The organism is Cohnella sp. GCM10012308 (assembly GCF_042649185.1).
Classification (GTDB): Bacteria; Bacillota; Bacilli; order Paenibacillales; family Paenibacillaceae; genus Cohnella.
This window is the reverse complement of the sequence record NZ_JBHRYU010000015.1, coordinates 87,114-105,949: the sequence shown is the minus strand read 5'-3', so window position 1 is coordinate 105,949 and position 18,836 is coordinate 87,114. Positions and strand designations below refer to the sequence as shown.

Annotated in this window: 16 protein-coding genes and 1 pseudogene; 4 read left to right on the top strand and 13 right to left on the bottom strand. The window is 46.4% G+C overall.

Features of this window, described 5'->3' with window-relative positions; genetic code table 11:
- Nucleotides 1–2,326: 2,326 nt before the first annotated feature.
- The gene (locus tag ACFOTD_RS17470; protein WP_378120958.1) at nt 2,327–2,584 is read left to right on the top strand and encodes a tyrosine-type recombinase/integrase; all 258 of its coding nucleotides are present in this window, start codon (nt 2,327–2,329) and stop codon (nt 2,582–2,584) included.
- Between the two features lie 316 nt (nt 2,585–2,900).
- On the opposite strand, the gene ACFOTD_RS17465 is transcribed toward ACFOTD_RS17470, so the two are convergent.
- From ACFOTD_RS17465 to ACFOTD_RS17455, 3 genes are all read right to left on the bottom strand, one after another.
- Nucleotides 2,901–4,058, bottom strand: a complete 1,158-nt coding sequence (locus ACFOTD_RS17465) for a hypothetical protein (RefSeq protein ID WP_378120956.1) — start codon at nt 4,056–4,058, stop codon at nt 2,901–2,903.
- Between the two features lie 433 nt (nt 4,059–4,491).
- Nucleotides 4,492–4,923, bottom strand: coding sequence for a hypothetical protein (locus ACFOTD_RS17460; protein WP_378120954.1), 432 nt, complete (start codon nt 4,921–4,923; stop codon nt 4,492–4,494).
- 24 nt (nt 4,924–4,947) lie between these two features.
- Complete coding sequence (locus ACFOTD_RS17455; protein ID WP_378120953.1) at nt 4,948–5,835, bottom strand: hypothetical protein; 888 nt, start codon at nt 5,833–5,835, stop codon at nt 4,948–4,950.
- 92 nt (nt 5,836–5,927) lie between these two features.
- On the opposite strand from ACFOTD_RS17455, the pseudogene ACFOTD_RS17450 reads away from it, so the two are divergent.
- Nucleotides 5,928–6,080 (top strand): annotated as a pseudogene (locus ACFOTD_RS17450) (IS256 family transposase); the annotation flags it as partial.
- Between the two features lie 201 nt (nt 6,081–6,281).
- Here ACFOTD_RS17450 and ACFOTD_RS17445 read toward each other — a convergent pair.
- The 6 genes from ACFOTD_RS17445 to ACFOTD_RS17420 all read right to left on the bottom strand — a co-directional run bounded on the left by ACFOTD_RS17445 (nt 6,282) and on the right by ACFOTD_RS17420 (nt 13,441).
- Nucleotides 6,282–6,938, bottom strand: a complete 657-nt coding sequence (locus ACFOTD_RS17445) for a HEPN domain-containing protein (protein WP_378120951.1) — start codon at nt 6,936–6,938, stop codon at nt 6,282–6,284.
- A 332-nt stretch (nt 6,939–7,270) separates the two neighbouring features.
- On the bottom strand, nt 7,271–7,888 hold the full coding sequence (locus ACFOTD_RS17440) for a hypothetical protein (protein WP_378120949.1): 618 nt from the start codon (nt 7,886–7,888) through the stop codon (nt 7,271–7,273).
- 549 nt (nt 7,889–8,437) lie between these two features.
- The gene (locus ACFOTD_RS17435; protein WP_378120947.1) at nt 8,438–10,264 is read right to left on the bottom strand and encodes a recombinase family protein; all 1,827 of its coding nucleotides are present in this window, start codon (nt 10,262–10,264) and stop codon (nt 8,438–8,440) included.
- A 213-nt stretch (nt 10,265–10,477) separates the two neighbouring features.
- Nucleotides 10,478–12,355 carry a C40 family peptidase gene (locus ACFOTD_RS17430; protein ID WP_378120945.1) on the bottom strand — a complete coding sequence of 626 codons (1,878 nt, stop codon included), beginning with the start codon at nt 12,353–12,355 and terminating at the stop codon, nt 10,478–10,480.
- 18 nt (nt 12,356–12,373) lie between these two features.
- Nucleotides 12,374–12,781 (bottom strand): DUF6075 family protein, encoded by a 408-nt coding sequence (locus ACFOTD_RS17425; protein ID WP_378120943.1) that lies wholly within the window; start codon nt 12,779–12,781, stop codon nt 12,374–12,376.
- A gap of 228 nt (nt 12,782–13,009) precedes the next feature.
- Nucleotides 13,010–13,441 carry an RNA polymerase sigma factor gene (locus ACFOTD_RS17420; RefSeq protein ID WP_378120941.1) on the bottom strand — a complete coding sequence of 144 codons (432 nt, stop codon included), beginning with the start codon at nt 13,439–13,441 and terminating at the stop codon, nt 13,010–13,012.
- Between the two features lie 786 nt (nt 13,442–14,227).
- Between ACFOTD_RS17420 and ACFOTD_RS17415 the strand changes: the two genes are divergently transcribed.
- Entirely contained in the window at nt 14,228–14,770 is a 543-nt protein-coding gene (locus tag ACFOTD_RS17415; protein WP_378120939.1) for an RNA polymerase sigma factor, read from the top strand.
- Between the two features lie 386 nt (nt 14,771–15,156).
- Nucleotides 15,157–15,495, top strand: a complete 339-nt coding sequence (locus tag ACFOTD_RS17410) for a helix-turn-helix domain-containing protein (RefSeq protein ID WP_139603220.1) — start codon at nt 15,157–15,159, stop codon at nt 15,493–15,495.
- 53 nt (nt 15,496–15,548) lie between these two features.
- Here ACFOTD_RS17410 and ACFOTD_RS17405 read toward each other — a convergent pair whose 3' ends face one another.
- From ACFOTD_RS17405 to ACFOTD_RS17390, 4 genes are read right to left on the bottom strand one after another with little or no spacing between them, the layout of a single operon-like run.
- Nucleotides 15,549–17,873, bottom strand: a complete 2,325-nt coding sequence (locus tag ACFOTD_RS17405) for a VirB4-like conjugal transfer ATPase, CD1110 family (RefSeq protein ID WP_378120936.1) — start codon at nt 17,871–17,873, stop codon at nt 15,549–15,551.
- Nucleotides 17,870–18,226: a PrgI family protein gene (locus ACFOTD_RS17400; RefSeq protein ID WP_378120934.1), complete on the bottom strand. Its 357-nt coding sequence runs from the start codon at nt 18,224–18,226 to the stop codon at nt 17,870–17,872. The genes ACFOTD_RS17405 and ACFOTD_RS17400 overlap by 4 nt, the downstream gene beginning before the upstream one ends.
- Nucleotides 18,227–18,265: 39 nt before the next feature.
- A complete protein-coding gene (locus ACFOTD_RS17395) occupies nt 18,266–18,574 on the bottom strand; it encodes a hypothetical protein (RefSeq protein ID WP_378120933.1) in 309 nt (102 codons plus the stop codon).
- Nucleotides 18,575–18,598: 24 nt separating this feature from the next.
- A complete protein-coding gene (locus tag ACFOTD_RS17390) occupies nt 18,599–18,796 on the bottom strand; it encodes an aspartyl-phosphate phosphatase Spo0E family protein (protein ID WP_378120931.1) in 198 nt (65 codons plus the stop codon).
- Nucleotides 18,797–18,836: the final 40 nt, after the last annotated feature.

The window sequence follows — 18,836 nt, the reverse complement described above, 5'->3', positions numbered from 1 at the left end:
CGTCCGCCGCTCGCCGGCCTTCACTTCTTCGTCGTCGCCGAGGAAGACGCGCTGATCGGCCGGTCCGTTGGAAAATCCGCTGTCTACGCGCCATTCGAATTGATTGTCGACCGTCGATGCGAATCGATCGTTCATCGCCTTGACCCAGCTTGCTTCCCCAGTATTCTCGACCGTTACGGCAACGTCGATCTCCTGGCCGGTCTGCATTTTCGCCGGAATATAAGCGGAATACATGCCGGCATTCAGCTCGCCTCCGCGCGGCATATCCGGCACGGCCTCGCTCGTGACCTTGATCGTGCGAACGATCGAGGCTCCCATCCAGGCGATACCGTCGCGGACCATGCCTGCATCGAACACATAGCTGCCGGGCGTCGCCGGCGCCGTTATTTTAAAGCGGAACGTCTTCCGCTCGCCCGACTTGATTTGCTCGCCGCTGCCCAAAAATACCCGCTGATCGGTCGCTCCGTTCGAGAAGCCGCCGTTCAGGTCCGACCAGACGAATTGATTGTCCGCCTTGGAGGCGAGTCTGTCGTTCGTGTCCTTCGTCCACGTCTTCGACCCGGTGTTTTCGACGGTGACGATCGCTTCGGACTGCTGTCCGGCCGCAAGCTGGTCCGGAATATAGGCGGAGACGATGCGCGCATTCAGCTCCCCGCCTTGTCCGTTCACCCACGACATGCCGTCGATCGCATACGTCATCAGCTTGGCATTCGTCAGGCCCGTGTCCAGGTACAGCGTCTTGGCCCATAAATAGGCATCGTCCTTGGCGCTCCCCGTCGATTGCAGCGTCGTGTCCGGTATATTGCCACGGCCCGTGAATTTGCCGACGAGATTGACTTTGACGGGGAACAGCGCACGCTTCGCGACGACTTCGTCATAGACGCTCCCTTCCTCAGGGTCGTAACGGACCGGCAGCAAGTTTTCCACGCCCGCTATCGTGGACGCGACGTTTGCCGTTGCCGGCACGTTTTCATCCCACAGCACGATCCCGTCGACCCGGTCGGCAAACAAGCCGATCAGCGAGAACAGGTCCGCCGCCGATACGATGTCATAGCCAGCGAGGTATTCGCCTTGCTCCGTCAGCTTATCCATCCAAAACCGGTCCATGTCCATCCCCGCGTTTCGGGCCGCTGCGTTGATCTCGCCATAATAGTAAATATGCGGCGCATCCCGGTTGACGATCCCCTGGAGCGCAGTCGCCAGCTTGAGATAATCGTAAGCGACCTTCGAATCCGGCTGTCCCTCCACAAACGATTTCAAGTCATATTCGTAAAGCGGATTGCCGGTGACCGTCTGCGCGTTTGCATTCTTTACCAATTGGAAAGCGTTTGCAAAAATCATAACGAAAACAAGCAGTCCCGCTATTATATTGCGATTGATCATTGTAAGCCCTCGCCTTCTTCATCTTCCTTATCGTTTCCTCCGTGCAGCGTCATCCCGTTTATGCTCGCGTTGTGTGACCCGACATTTCCTCCCTTCTTTCTTTTTCTTTCAGGTCGTTTTTTGCAGCGCTTTCAAAGCTCTGTACCACCTTACCTCAAACTGCGGGCAACCGGAATTTTGGATTTTACAAAAAGTCATCAATATTTTAAGAGGTTTGCCTTGCGATCACGTTTCTCCGAACGACAAAAAGGCTTCCTCTCTGCTCGAAGAGCAAGGAGAAAGCCTGTCGTTGGTTGAGGTGGTGCGTTCGAGAGGACTCGAATCTCCACGGGGGGTTAGCCCGCTGGAACCTGAATCGCGCACGCTAAAGGGAACTGAGTGGAAATCATGTCCTTTTAGGGGAACCAAAAAACCGCAAAAAGCCTTATAAATCAAGGGATTTCGGCGTTTTCCATCGCCTTCTCCTAGTGCCACAAGGCATCTCGGGATATCATCAAAAAGAGCCCGAAATTGAACGTTTGAGAGAACTGGGAGAGAACGACACTCAAATCAGCCCTGCTCTACTACCATCGACAAATTTTAGTGGAGCAAATATTCATTTACTTTCTGATACGGAAAATTTAATCATATCTAACAATTATTTATTTGGACTTTTTCCAGTTGTCGTTTCTTCGACCTGTTCTATGGCTTTGTCCGGGCTTACAGTAATCGGAATCGACTCGGATTGCACAAAGAAGGAACGCCAATCGCCGTTCTCCAACAATTGTCCCTGTGTCATATGCAAAACCCGCTTTGACACTCTTCATGCAGAACACTTGCGCCGCGGCGCTCCGCTCGTATCTACGACTGCGCGGCGGACAGCAGCACGATGCCATGTGGATCTCAAGCAAAGGGCGGCCCCTTCAACCAGACACGATCAAGCATTTAATCATCAAGCACTGCCATGACGCCGGTGTACACGGTTCCGCCCAATGCCTTCCGGAGAACGATGGCCAAATCTTTCCTGATGAATGGCGGTAATGCTTATGCTTTGCAAGCCCTTTTAGGTCACAGCGACATCACCATGACCCGTCAATATGTGCCGCTCCAGCCCGCCGATGTGCGCCATCGGCACGAAACATGCAGCCCCGTCGAATCACTTCTTCGTTATGCCCAGAAATGCAAAGAAGAAAGGAAGATGTCTCATGAAAAGTTCCGATAAACGTCGTACCAATCTGTTCAGTGACATTATAGTTGGTGTCTAATTAACCTGATAAAATCAACTGTCTTGGGATTTTTACCTGCAGTGACGTTTACATTATAGTTGGTATTTGAAAAAAGCACTCTCATTACACGCTTACATTAAAGTTTGTTCTCCTGATTTACATTTTAGTTAGGACTCGAACTCCTAACTTCTTATCAAATGAGAATGTGATTTAAAATATGTTGGCACGCAATAAGTACTAATCTCAAAACATTCATCGTGAGCCTGAACTCTCTTCGTCATGTAAGTAATGCACCACGGCAAATTGCTTGATTTAGGGAATGAATAGATCATTAATATTTTCGATATAATTCGTCAACAAATCGTCATCAAATATACTTTGTTGAATAACCTCTTCAAATGTATTTTGATTAACAGGATTTATTATTAGTCCATGGCGATATACATTTAGGTGTATATTTTTTCCAGATGTTCTTACCTGGCCAACGGCACTGGCCAACTGGATATAGTTAGGGTTTGCGAGTAGTTTAGGACTGTTTCCAAAAGGAGTTGTCTTAAAGATTGTACGTTCCAAAAATGAATCTTCAACCCATTGACTGATAAAATAAATATTGTGTCCAGACACGCAACTAGAGGGATCAAACCCCTCGGTTAATCCTTCTGGGTCAAATTCTATTCCAACTGATCCGTTATGCTGGAATGTTGTAATATCATGCACACAATGCTCAGTATTAGATAATAAATCTCTCAGAACTAATGCACCATTTACTCGCTCGAAGGAAAAATGATATTCTCGGGACATCCCGCCGCTTACAAACCGCCCTCCTTCTATTTCTTCTCCAAACATTTGAAAGGCAGATCCGATCAAGCCGGAAATATTGAAAATAGGTGAAATACCTAGCTTTTCAAATGATGACGATCCGCATTTGACTAATATCTCCTTTATCTCATTTCGAAGTTTTTCTGCTGTAGGCTTTAATATGAATTCATTTACCTCAACATAGTCATCCAAATTTACTCGTAATAATCCTTCTATATTTGGAATATTTGCGCCGCTACCAATAACTGTGACTCCATCGGACACATGAGAAATCTGCAGTCCTCGCCCCGCTAGACCTCTAATTTGAAATACAATATTTTGATTTGTTACGGTATCAACATAGATGCCAAATCCTCCAAATAAACCAGCAGCAGAATATGGGGTTTGCTCAGTCATATTACGTAGAGAAGAGATTAGTGGTCCATCCTCGTCACACACATTAAGCAAGTTAACTTGATCTATTACTTGCCGTATTACCGGTACTACCATACTCCACATTACTACTGAACCCGCTGTGAAAAATGCAAGCCGATTATCAAACGCAAGAAACTTTGACATTGCATCTACTTGATTTGCTGTGTTAAAGGACACGCGGAAATCCGAAACAAATACGCATTTTTCTTGTTGTTTATAAGATATAAGTATAGTCAAAACCTCACCCCTTCATAAAACAATCTTTGATGGAATTACCATTTAAATCCGTCATAATCGGCAAACCGTTAAGAAATCTTACTACTCACTGAGACATGGCGAATACAGGACACTGATACTTTTACTATCTTATTACCTATATTATTGACTACTAATGATCCTTAGTTAAATCCCGGTGATTTCCAGATTATATCCGAAAAATCGGGTTCATCACTTCTAGAAGCGCTTACCATATTTCATTCTTTAAGCTTTCGACTAGCAGCAACAATACCGCGGCCATACGCCGTTGGACAGATCGGAGTATCCTGATTTCCCTTCAAGAGTACGCCCCAGTTCCAAAGGATTTCCTCAGCACAAAGCCCTCTTCAGTAATTCTCTCCCGAACCGGTAGTTGATCAATATCGATAAATGAGGACACTATGAAAAACATTAATTATTCTTTTGGTTTATCTTTAGAAACTCGTATGAGAGCTCGGAATTCCATTTCTTCAGTATCTTCTTCCTCGTTCCACCCATTAAGTTCTTCGAAAACTTCTATGATGGTTATGCAAGCCGAAATGAGTTCGAACCATTTCCAATCCTCATCGAAATCGGTAGTTATGCCGTGTACGATGAGGTTCCTTTCATGTGAATAATCAAAAGATAAGAAGCCCAATCGTTCGCCTAACCTCAGTTTGCCATGAGGACCCTTAAAAATTGGCGGCCAATCTTCGACGTCCAAAAGTTGAGGAAGTGATGTTTTTTCTTGGACTTCCTTATGGTTATCCATTTTCAATCTTTTGCTTCTCTTATCAAAATAGATATTGTGTTTTTCCGCAATCTGTCGAGCCAGATCCCATACAAGTCCTTCGTTCTCACGCAACATTAACGTTATGGCTGCGCGTTTGAATCAAGCTTTATAAGCATCTATTGCTTCAATGATAGCATCCGCATGGTTTTTATTGTCCGAAGTGAATTCACTATCGTTCAAATACTCTTTCAATCCATTCATTAAACCAGGTATGTGCTTCGTCATGATGGACTTATCATTCGTTATTTCAATTTTTCTATAATCACCCACTGGTAAATGCTGCATCCATAAAAAGCGCTCATCAATTACTTTTGGCGAAAACATCTCAGCAGGGGGGAAATAATCGTTGGAAAATAAATCTAATTGCCGCACTCTGAATGGTGACAACTTTCTGGAGATATAAGCTCTAAGGTTCTTTTCTTCTAAAGCCACTTTTACTTTTTTTATCCAACTTTTTAGGCTCTTCTTATTATTTAGGATAAGCATTTTCTTATAAGAATGATTTACAATAGTTACATTCTGGACTAAGTCTGTGTTCTGTCTTTCGACGTTTTTGTATTCCTTTAACAGCTTATCTAAGTATTCTTTTTGATCTTGACGAGCTTTGCAGAACATCTTGTAACTGAACATAAGGATGCTATCCCTATACTCGTAAAGCGTTGTGCTTTGGTCTTTTGAAAAAACAAATGCCAAGAACCGCTTAATATTGACTCGATTTATGTCCACGAATAATTTTCTAGTAGCTAAGAAACGTCTTATAACTTCATGAACAAACGTCTCTTCGTCATCACCTACATAGAATACAGATTCAGCATGATCCTTCATAGTGAAATGAGGGATAAACTCCGAATTGGTCAAACATGCTTCGCGTTCTTCATCAGTCAGACCATTGATGCAGTCTAGTATTACGATTTGTGCATTCCTGTCTCTTGGTAGGTTTTTCAATAGGTTACGCTTATCTTCTTCAGTAGCCTTTCTGAGCCTCATGGAAATTTTCCTTTCCTGAAAGTGCTCGCCGCGATGCATGCCGCGAGTGTGAACTGATGCAATACTTTGGCACGTATAATTGGATCGCTTGCATCTTCCCGACGGATGAAGCCCTGCTCAAAATGCTTTACCTGGCTACTATGGACGTTGTGCGCAAGTGGACGGGACGCATTCAGAACTGGGGACAAATCCTCCTCCGGCTCTCCGTCTTCTATCCTGATCGCATCGGCCAGCATTTGCCGTGAAAACTATAGAATGTAATACTTTTCGACTCCAACATATTTGACTATTGAATTGAGTCAAGTTATACTCTCATCATTAACGTCGTATATCATGAAAAAATCTGGTGCGTAGATCGTTCTTTTCTGCGTATAACCCTCAAACGCCTGATTCGTATATCTAAGCTGAAAAAATTAAAGTTAACTGAAGGTTCATACTTATTTGAACTACTCACTTATTCTGTTCCACAATCTTGTGTTTATATACATCTTTAAGTAACCTAATAGATGGTTATCGACGGTGTTAACTATTTCCTGAAAATCCTCTAAAAATTCATCAAGCTTTTCCGCAGACAGATAACTTTCTCCTCTCATTCTGACGTTGTGAGCAATATGTCCTCTGAATTCCACAAAATCATTTATTGAAATTTGATCTTCGCTGCTCAAACAATCTAGCATTTCTTCGTATCCTATCAATTTTTTACTAAGTTCTTTTATATTATGAACTTTAGGAGTGTTGAATCCTGAAATCTTTGGTTCAACAACCTCGTTAAGATATAACGTTTTCCAACCTCCATCTGCTAACTTTAATACTTTATTATCTTCTTTATGGTTTTTTACATAATTAGCTATAGTTTTTTTTACTTCCTCAGGTAGATCATCTATTTTCTCTAGTGTTGCAAAATGGGTAGCAATTTCTCTCACTATATCTTCTACATAAGTCTCCCAAGCCCCACATAATAGTAAAATTCCACTTCGAGACAAATGATCTAAACCCACTCTTCCACGCTTATTAAATATATCCCGTAATGACTTATAATCTCTTGAAATTTTTTTTACGTCTATAGTTCGTCTTTGGTAATCGCGGTATGAATACGATGGCATAAATGCACTTCCTTTTAATTATTGAACTTTCAGTTAACGTTTGTATGTTCCCGAACTCGGAAGTCTTAAGGAGAGGAACGCGACCGGGTGGCTGCATGTTTTGGAAAACGAAAAGTGCCGAGTTTTACAGTGGCGTCCTGAATCAAAATACAGCAAAGAGTAAATTTTTACGTGGGTTTGACATGGAGCACTCTAGGGTATGAATCCTTGCGAAAGGGCGAAGTCAAAGGCTTCGCAGGGTTGTCCAGCGTAAGGCGGACCAAGGAGCGAAAGCAACTCAGCTCGGAACATGGTGTTATTTGAAGTCCTCTCTCCATCGAATTGCAATCAAACTATTCTAAAAGTCCTTTATCTATAAGCATTATCCCTCGTCTGGCTATACCAGTTATTTCTATGTTTTGTTTTGATTCAGTTATCTTCTTAAATGTATCCTGATTAATAATGCAAATTGGATTAATAGACGGTTGTGCTCCGGTCTTTACTTTATTTGTATTGATCGGTCCACCATCAAATTCCAAACAAGACTGTAGAATGGATACCGGACAAACTTCCCAAATATGTTTACACATGTCTTTGATTTGTTCAAAACGATTGGCATTAAACATCCATCTATCTTCTTCCACTAATACATCAAACTCAGGAATAATTATTGAACTACGGATCTCGTTCCTACTGTAGCTCCAAAAATGTCTTATTTCACTAAAGGTATCACTCGATAATAATATTTGCTTGTAGTTATTACTAACATGTTCTTTATAGCCAAGTATGAACTTGTTCTCTAGATGTTTTTGATTCCATACAATGATTTCTTCTAATGTGTTTTCTTCGCTATTCCAGTATCCTGTTTTGAAAGGATATTTAGCGAAAATAGCCGAATAAAAATCACTTACAAATGTGCTATTTAAATCTTGGTAAGGAAACGCCAATTCTATAGAAAAATAAGATGGCAAAACTATTTCTCCTTTTGATTTTTAGTTTTCAAATATTACTTACATTATTTTGAATAAATGGATATTTTACATTTCGTTTCACTAGCCCTAGAACAGATAATCTCAACACTTCACTTTTAAGGACCTAGTATAACATGTCAAAAATCATTCTTGGTCTCCCACCGGTTTCAGCTCAGCCATTGCTGAAACCTAAGCTAGTGTTCTGCCCCAATCCGATTCATGTGTTCCCTTCGCGACGATAGTACGATCTGACACTCAGATAAATCTACCATTCCATTCATATTAACACGGTAAAACACAATTGGAAATATCAAACAAAAGGGATGAGTTGAAACCAACCTTGCTCTGCTACCTCCCTGTGCTTACTCTCGCTTTTTACAATATTCTGCCTACATACAACAAATGTCATTTATTCAGAGCTTACTCACCTAAACGTATTTCAACATATCATCCCATGATGTTTGAGGGGAGGTAGATTTGCTGAGATATTCTATGACTATGAATCAATGCAAACAAAGAGGAATCCTGCGAATTATCTGAAGCCTAGCATCATTTGAGATTGCCTTTCCCGTTCTCAACCTCACGATGTATAAGTCTTTGTAATTTATCAGCTATAGTTCCACTTCCGAGATAATTGCTACGCACAGCATACTGTGTTCTACCAAGTTTAATATCGCACTGCTGCCCATAATCAGAATTTTGACCATCACTCATCATAATATCTCCTTGAGTCGTCGAGTCGGCAGACAATAACTCGCTTCTTTGGTATAGACTGAACCTGTAATAAATCTCAATGTGTTGCGTTCGCTGGCCATTTAATTTCATGGCGTCAAAAACAACAACCTTGTCGATCAATTCTGTTAAGATCAGCTTTGTTAATTCCTTTACATCAGTGTATTGCCCTACCGCCTCCTGAAAAAGTAATGAACTTTCAGGCCCGCCTTCGACCTGCTGTAATTGCTCCTCCAGCCATAGGATGCGTTCTTTTATTTGAATCTGCTTTTCTATAAAATCTCGTGATAATATCGCATACTGATCATCTGACACCCTACCTAATGCATTATCCTCATATAATTTCCGCAAAATGGTCTGTAACTCGATGTCCCTTTTTTCCAATCGCTCTTGTTCTTTAGTCACAGCTGCCAATTGATTCTTCTGCTGAATTTGATTCTGCTCCACCAGCATGTCCACAAATTCTTGTTCCCGTTCTTTAACCATTTGAGCATGGTGACGAATATCCGCCAATAAGATGTCGTAGAGATCCACATAGCTAATATAATGAAAGGAGCAATACATTTTACCTCGTACCCGAGACTGATTACAGGCGAAGCTGCCGCGTCCACCCTTGCCCCCATTAGTCTTACTACTACCCCCACGGGCAAAAGACAGCCCACGCCCACAGGTCGAGCATCTCAGCAGCCCCGCAAAAATTTGATGCACGCCATCCTTCGTCGCTCGCTTCCTGACTCTAATTACCTTCTGAGCAAGCACAAAAGTTTCCTCATCTATGAGCGGCGTATGCGTGTTAGGCACCTCAATCCATTCCTCCTGCGGAACAGCAACCACTCGTTTCTTTTTGAAGGAAGGCTTGGTCGCCTTATGGCTGACCATATGTCCCAAATGAACACGGTTTTGCAGAATCACTTTAATTGTCGTTGCCCCCCAATCATAGGGGTGCTTGAAATTGACAACCTTCAAATAACGTTGGTGTTTCTCGGCCAAATAGGCGCGTGGAGTCAGAATTCGATCTGCACGAAGCATTCTACTGATCTGAAAGGGACTGCATCCCTCCACCGCTAAGCGGAAGATTCGCCGTACAATTGCTTCTGTCTGTTCATCCGGCACCAGCTTATGCTTATTCTGCTCGTCCTTTCGGTAGCCATAAGGAGCGAAGGCACCGGTGTAATCACCGTTCAAGGCTCGCTGGCGATAACCGCTCTTGACCTTTCGACTCGTATCGCGGACGAACCATTCATTGAACAGATTTCGCAGCTCCATAAAATCATCTTCACCCTTGGCGGTGTCGATGCTTTCACTAACGGCAATAAATCGCACATGATGCTCAGGGAAGAACACCTGAATGCACAGGCTCGTTTCGAGCTGGTTCCTTCCCAGACGACTCAGATCCTTAACCAGCACAATGTCGATCTCCCCAAGCTCGATATCCCGCTTCATCCGCTGAAAATCGGGACGATCAAAGTTAGTACCACTCCAACCATCGTCCGTATACACCTCCACCACATTAAAGCCGTTTTCCTTCGCATAACGCTCCAGTAAAATCCGTTGATTCTCAATGCTCATGCTCTCGCCGCTCTGGTCATCATCCCGGCTTAAGCGACGATAGATCGCGGTTCGTCTAGCTGGCGTCTTTTTCATGTTAAGTCCTTTCCTAGCAATAAGTCGGCTGATTTCAGTAAATGGGTTGTCGAAATATACAATAGCAATAAATATGTCGATTGAGCAGCTAAGTCGCTAAAAACTGCTAATGTTCACCGTCAACCTAAAAGGATACTCCAGCAGGGAGAGGGGAATCCCCTCTCTCTCCATGTTCTTATGCTGTTTATCTTCTGCGACTTCTTAATACCAAAACTATATTTGAGCATATGGTCTTCCGTACATCACTTGAAGATCGGCGTCGAACACATTCCGATAGACAACCTGTAACCGGCTGGAGGAGGCATCGATAACCTTGCCTTCACCCGCATAAATGCCAACATGCGTTATATCCATAAACCTCCCGTTTGGTTCGTAGCTCCAGAAAATCAAATCGCCCGCCATTAGCTCATCGGAGGTTAGTGAAAGCCCGTTCTCCACGATAAACCGCGCCTGTTCGGCCGCTGTTCTGGGCAATTCAACGCCTAACTGTCGGTATACCCACTGTACAAGATAACTGCAATCCGTATAACGATCCTGTCCTGCTTTTAGCTGGCTGTACGGATCGCCCAATCGGGTCAACGCCAGCTCGACAGCCTGGCTTCCAAGCATACCGGTGGGCAAATCGGTGATCATCGCTGCAACCTGCTCGGTGGTTAACCCGGTATCGCCGTTCTTTCCCAGGATATCCATCATCATGGGACGAAATTCTGCCGACAGAAGCTCCTTCATCAAATCGGCCTGTTCCGTTGAAAAATCATAGAGCGCCGCTTGTTGTTCTGCTGTCCGTGCCGAAATCGACAGTTGCAGGACACGTTCCTCTTCCGTCACCGATTGTTCCTCCACACTTCCATCGCTCTGTTCAACAGCGACGGTCCTCGTATGCTCCAATGTTTCAATGTGCGAGTCGATCCGGTTCATATCCCAAAACACAGCCTGAAGCAGTTCCTCCCGCTGGTGATCCATAGTGACTACATCCATTCCAGCCGCTCTGTCAGTTGAGGTCTTAACCGCATAAACAGCCACTACATCCGTCCAATTATCAATTCGGCTATTGTCTGCACTGCCAACAAATTGGATTTCGACGCGATCCACTTTTCCAGCAGCTTGCTGCATGCTCGCTATGCGGGCGGAAAATACGGCATCAATCTCATCCACGATCTGAACCATTTTTTTCGTATCGGGTTCTGTGTTTTCGTCAGCGACAAAAATACCGAACGGGGAAGAAAGCAGCGCGGCTACAATCATGATGATACACAGCAGAATAATAATCGAACTGCTGATCCCCAGCATGGCCGACAGTCCTTTGACAAGCAACGCAATTGCTCGGATCAGCAATTTAACCATTCGGAGATTCATCTGAGCGGCAGCACGCGACCACTGGATCGAATGGCGCGCTTGGATGGCAGCTTGAATCATCCCCTGCTGTTGAGTTGAACGCTTCTCCCTCTGGCTTGTTCCCTGACCGACAGAACGGCTTACTTTTATGGAAGGAGCTACGCCTTTTAAGGAAAAGCGTTTTTGACGAATATTTCTGTTCCTTTTCAAAGTTCCCGAAAAGGACGGAGCGGTCCCGACCATATGCTTCTGCCGCGGCGCATAGACTTTTGATTTTTCGTCGTAACTGCGTTTGGGTCTTGGAGGATTGGGGCCAATTCCCTTCTTCTTGTCGGCCGGTTGTCTCCTTCTTACATGCCGGGCTGTCTCTTCAACCTGGGGGAGTGTTCTCTTTCGCTTTGCCAGTCTCGGGCCTTTTCCATTGGACGGCATTCGTCGCAAGCGGACTCGAATCATGGTTTGTTGCTGTGTATCCGCCCTAATAGCTGGGTCACCATGATGGAAACGGAGATGCGAACGCCAGCGTCGATTGATTGTCACTAACCTCGTTATCGGAACTCGGATCACCGTTCTCACTGTTCGATGGGCGGCTGCATGGATACGACCCTGTATCCGCTCCGAGGAAGAAGAAGTGCTTTCATTATCCTTGGAACGGGCCGTATGTTTCCGTACAGCTACTGCCCGCGTCAGAACGCGGGCCTGCTTGTTTATCCGTTTGATGGACTTGACCATCATCCTGATTTTTATGGTTTTCAAAGCATTCTCCTCCTTTCCTTACCGGCTGCGTTCCGCCTTGGGCTTAAAGGAAGGGACATGATTGCGGCAATAATCGGGATAGCGGAGACGGATCGCTTCAAAGAAGTAGGGGGCAAAGCCACAATCGAACAACTCGTGCGGAGTGGAATAACGTTCCTCGCCGTCTTGGCTCCAGCCATTCCAGAGATTGAATGCGAGTCGGCAAGTTCGGATCGAGCTTCCCGTTTGCCACGAGGCTGACAAGCTTTCCGGCCTGATGCCGCCATTGGAAAAATCGAAAATATCTCGAATATGTGCGCGGGTGTCTTTCGAAATGCCTAACGTATAAAATAATGATCGATGATAACTATCCATACATTGACGTTCATCCAACATGCGATAGTAAAAGGATTCGTGTGCGGTATCCCGGAACAAGACTGGCAGCATACGATTTCTCCTCTCAAAATGAATTAGGAAGCAGAAAAGTCCAAAACCATAGCGACCTTCTACTTACCGTTTCATTTTGGAGTTCAAATCGGGCAGCAATCGATAAAACTTTTTTAAAATTCCGGCTGCAAAATAACCTCGCGGGCACAAATGCAGTACTGTTGCCGATAACAACATGCGCGGCCAACAGTAGCCGCGCATTGTTACTTGCTTGTTCAATTATTAATCCTACGATTCTTGCTCGCTCTTCAACAATCGGGCCAATTGCTTCAGCCCCCGCTCTATGGACTTTCGCACCGTGCTCTCATCCATCTTTTCCGCTCGCGCTATCGCTACCTTGCTCAGACCCAGCACATAATGCGCATAAATACGCCGCGCCCATTTGTCCGGCAATTGACAAAGCGCCGCGTACAATTCTTCGTTGGCTGCCTTTTGCATGACCAACTCTTCGGGCGAAATTGAGCTGTCCTGGGCTTCCTGTTCAATTCCGTCCTCCCGATCCAAAGAGAAATACGCCCGATTCCGATATCTTCTCAAAATGTATGCGCTTTCAGTTAATTCGAATTGTCTCATCTCAAATGCCAGTTCCTCCTCTACCTCAACCCAAATATCGCTCTTGTAGTAGGGGTAGATTTCTCGCAAATTGATTTTTATTTTCATTGGCTTCTCCTTCCGTTTTGGCTTTTGGAGCAACCAAAACGGAAGGAGGGGAGCGGCAGCCTGTACTGCCCATCAATCGGTCCTTCACTTTTGCACAAATACAAAAAAGACCTTGCCATAGAACGCCCCGTAAATTGAGAGCGCAATATTTCGGCAAAGTCTCCAATTTTTTTCGACGAAAAATTCCATCAGAGTTCAGTCCAGCCGCAGGAACCAGACACGAAATAAAAAAAATCGTACAGCCTATTCGATAACACCGCATACCGGATCAACTCCTGCCACCAGGCAACACCGCCGTGTTAGCAGGTCCCGAGCTGTCCAAGTGCTGACCGAGATGAGTATGATGTACTAGCGAAATTTCGCATAAGTGTCCGTCAAATAACCACCCTTTAAGAACTAGATCGAGGTCCGGATTGAAAAAACAGATTCAAAAGTCCCCCTACTAGAGTTGATGCTCTAGAACTGCAAGATCACATGAATAACAAAAATTGTCGTAGAGTTCGAATGGGAGTGGGAGAAGGAAGTTCTTGTGCAAATTCACTTGTTGAATGTGAAATAAGTCCCAATACCTTTCAACAAATTCCATCTTTGGGTCTAGTTCGGAAAATGGCGAAGAATGGTAAAATATTGAACACAGTTAGTCTTTTATGGCTATCTGTCACTCGTTCAATAGACTCACAAAGTGAAGGAGGGATTTTGAAGATAAACCTTTCATTCGTTCCTGGTCGTTCTGTCCAGCGCCATAGGCTGTTGGTCGTACCAGTAATAAAGGAGGGTGCGTTCGCCATGAGGGTCGGAATTAGCAACGAAGATTTTTTTGAGGAGATTTTTCGCGTGTATTTTCAACGCATCTTTCATTATTGTAAAAAGCTAATGAAAGGGTGTCCGATCACATTAGTGGAGGAATGTGTACAAAATACGTTTTTGCAGGTTCAAGCGAACCTGTCCAAGCTGCGAAATCATCCCAATGTTGCGGGATGGCTTTATGTCACCTCCCGAAATCAGGTGAATGCCATGTACCGCAAGCTCTATCGAAAGCAAAAGCACGAGGTTGCCTTGAGCGATCATTTGGCGAATCGCTTGGCAGCATGCAGTCAGGAGTTGTACGAGGTTCTGCTTTCAACGCTGGATTTCAAGGCGATGGCTCATCACGTCCTGCAGCAGTTAAGCCCTGCGGAAAGTGAATTTTATATCGATTATTTCAAACGCCACCTCTCGGTGCGCGCGCTCAGCCAGAAGTACAATGTATCCGAAACGGCGGTCACGACCCGAATCTATCGCTTGCGGAAAAAAATTCGAAGTACTGCCCGACAAACACTATTTGGCTAATGGACTTGAAAACAATCTCCTCCATATAAAAACGGGAGGAACATGGCAAAATGCCACTGTTCCTCCCATTTTGTGTTGATCAACCGGACTACGATTTGTTGTTTCTGCGATGCCGACTCTCGGCGTACATGGATAGCAAAAGAGCAGACACCCCTAAAGCAGAAAAAATCAGCCGACACGCAGGCGACATGTCCAAAAAAGTCAAAAGCAATGACTCCCCTCCTTGCGGCCTAAAACGGATAATAATGGATCGTCGTTCAACTCATGGAAGATTATACTCTATGCACACTCAAGCTACAAATATATCGAACAACTATAGTTTTAAGACTCTCCACCCCTCTCGACCTGTGCTCTACACTTTAGAATAGAGAGGTTGTGGTGTCGCTATGGTTACTTTTGCACAGACCGTTGGAGCCAAGATACGCCTGCATCGGATGGCTCAAAATCTGACGCAGGACAAGCTGGGCGAGCTGATCGGCATGGCTGGCAGTTATCTGGCTCAAATCGAACGCGGCGAAATCAATGTCAAATTGCAAACGATTGAAAAGATAGCTTCCGGTTTACATATGTCGGTTCATGATTTATTTGGCGATCAGGCGGGCAGCTTGCAGGAGAATCGCTGGATATGGGAAAGTGTGCTGCTGCTCTTGCAGCAGGACGAGGCCAAGCAGCGGCAAGCCCACCGTATCCTCAAAGCGCTGCTGACCGAGGAAGAAAGCAGCTAGGGACGGTATAGACGGGGAGCGGCCTGGATTCCAGCCGCTCCCTTGCTTTTATTTTATTCGCCCGGCTTCGTCGTCATCAGCTTGTACAGCATCGTATCCCGCGGGAACTGATCGGAGAAGGGAACCAGCGAGCTTCCAATCTTCATAAGACCGTTCCCGGCGTCCACATTGGTGATATAGGAGAGCTGCAAATCCGAAATGTTCAGCAACTCAGCCAGCTCCTTGCGATCTGTGCTGGACTGGTTGAGCATCACAATAAATTCGCTGTTGGCCAGCATCGTCCTTGCGGTATGGCTTTGCAGCAAATCGTCCACGTTTTGCGTAATGCCCGTGCAAAAAGCGCCATACTTTCGAACGCGCTTCCACAGTGCGTACAGAAAGTTGGCGCTGTATTCGTGCTGGAACAATAAATAGATTTCATCAATGAAGATAAAGGTGCTCTTGCCCTTCACCCGGTTCTGCGTAATCCGGTTCAGAATGTTGTCCAGCACGACCAGCATGCCAATCGGAAGCAGTTGCTTGCCCAAGTCCAGAATATCGTAGCAGATCAGCCGGTTATGCACGTTCACATTGGTGGGCTTGGCAAAGGTATTCAGACTGCCGGAGGTAAACAATTCAATGGCCAGCGCAATCTCCTGCGCCTCCGGCTCCGCCTGCTTCAGCAACTCAGCATGAAAGTCCTGCAGCGTCGGCGGCTCGCCCCGATAGTTACTCTGCAAAAAGCTGCGATAGACGCTGGCGGTGCATCGGTCGATCAGCGATTTCTCCTTGGCCCCGAGCTGAAACCCGCCCATCAACTGCTCACACAAGGACAACACAAACTCGGATTTCAGGATGATCGGATTCGCCCCATCTCCATACTGCCGATTCATATCCATCGCATTGATATGATTGGACGAGGTGGCCGAGATATGGATCGTTTCGCCGCCGAGCGCCTTCACCAAAGCCGAATACTCCCGCTCCGGGTCGATCAGGATCACGTCATCGTCGCTCGCCAGCACCTGATTGACGATTTCACGTTTCGCCGTAAAGCTTTTGCCGGCACCGGGAACTCCCAGAATAAAGCTGTTGCCGTTCAGAAGCTGCTTGCGATTGGCGAAGATCACATTTTTGCTGATGACATTCTGCCCTTGATAGATCCCGCCCGGATGCATGACCTCCTGCGCGCGGAACGGGATAAAGACCGCCGTGCTTTCGGTCGTCAGCGTGCGAAGGGCATGTACCTTGCGTACCCCATAGGGAAGCACCGTATTCAGACCATCCATTTGTTGAAACGTGAGCGGCGCAAGCTGGCACAGATGCTTGCGGGCCGTGGTAAGCAGCGCTTCGGTGTCCTGGTCAAGTTGCTCCTTGCTGTCCGCCACATGCACCATCGTGAGCAGTCCGAACATCATCCGCTGATCGCGCGTGGTCAAATCGTCCAGAAATTCCTTGCTTTCCTTGCGCTGCTGCTCCATGTTATAAGGGATAACTGCTGAATAATTGTTGTTCTTGTTCTGCCTCCGTTGCCAGTTAGTGATGTTGGTTTCCACGCCGAGCAACCGGTTCTCCACCTCGCGCACCGCTTCGTCCGTCGGGATTGGAATCACATCGAGAGACAGCAGCAGATTCCGGTTCAGGTCGCAAAGCTCGGCAACCATGCTGTCCTTGATGTAGCTGGCGTATTCCCGCAAAAAAATAACCCGGCCATAATGGTCGCCCATCCGAAAATGATCCCGCGCAAACTCCAGCGTATCCGGACAGATATAGTCCTTGAAATCATGCCCCTTGCGCATCGTCTCTGACAAATCGAAATGGAAACCGGCTTCCTCGCCAACGCGGTAAAAATCATGGAGCCTGCGCAAGCGATCCGTCGCATTCAGCTCAAGGCACTTCGAGCCCAGCCGTGAAAAATGCCCCGCCAAATCGGCACCGATACGGGCAAAGTACTGGCGAGCCTCCTCAATGCTCTTTTTCGCTACAGACATGGTGATGTATTTTTCCTGATACGTATCGTTGGAGCCCGTCGCTTTATCAAGCAGCATGCGATTGTACTCTTCCCGGTAGGGGTCCAGCCCATCGTCCCGCAACGGAATGAGAATCGAGTCGGCCAAATCTGCCCGATTCAAGCGGCGATTATTGATTGTGATTTTCGTGGTCGCTCCGCTGTCCAACGAATTGAGCAGCTCGCCGTACGCGAGGAACATTGCTTCCTTGTCTTCACGGGAAGCTACGGCATAATTAATATCTTCAAAGCGAAACGACTTGGAAAATTTCGTGCCAACCAAAAAAATCCCGTCCGGCCAAATGGCCCGGATCGGGATCGTTTGTTGAACGCCTTTCGGAACGACAAACCGTTCCTTGTCCTGGCTGATGATGCGCTTTAGCGTTTTTATCATCGCGTCTCCTCCAAGCCGCGCTGCCGCAGCTTCCCCCGCAGCGCTTCATAGTAGCTGTTCGTGGGATGAAAGACAAGCCGCCTTGGCATCAGGAACTCCGACTTGATATACGCCCAAAGCCATTGCTCGGCGGTCATCCCATGGTGCTGGATGAAGCCCAGCGCAGCGCAAGGGGCGGCTCCCAGGACGCACAGCCAGCTTACCGTTTCGACGCCAAGATGGCTGCGCAGTCCAAAGTACAGACCAATCGCCGCTCCTACCGCGAAGACAGAAAAAAAGAACTGCCGCAAGGACAGTCCGAAGAACAAGCTTTCCGTATAAGCCCGGATCTCCCGGTTAATTTTCACTTCCATGGTCATCCCTCCCGGAGAAGGGGCTGTGGCTGGCCGAAATCATACACCCGGCGGTTCCTTCCCGTCCCGCCAGAGCGACGGGTAGAGCAGCGCTACGGCAAGCTGGATACCCTCCTGCATACCGCTCAAATAAATCTTCTCATTGATGAGGGCTTGCTTTAAGCCGTGCCGATCCTCCCACTCCGAAAATTCGGCCATCCGCTCGGTGTCGATTCCGGCAAACAGCACCCGGAAAGCCCGCTCCTCCTCCATCTTGATTTGCTTCAAATCGGAATGATGCTCCGCCTGCGCGGCCGCCTTGTCCACTCTCTGTTGAATTACTTGCCGAAACCACGGCGGAAATTCCATATGCGCTCCCCCTCACGACCAGGCCTACCGTTCCAGCCTATTCCGCCGCTGCTTCATCCGTTGACAACGAACAACCAGTTCATCGACCTTCTGACTGAGCGCCTGCATTTCCCGATGTTCGGCCAGCGGAATCGATTGCAGCGCCAGTTGCCGCCCCAGCTCGTTCAACCTCTTTCGTTGCGATTCTAGTTCATCTTCCAGCTCTCGTTCCAGCTTGTTCATGGATTTGACCTCCTCTCGGAGAGCCGACACAAATCAGCAA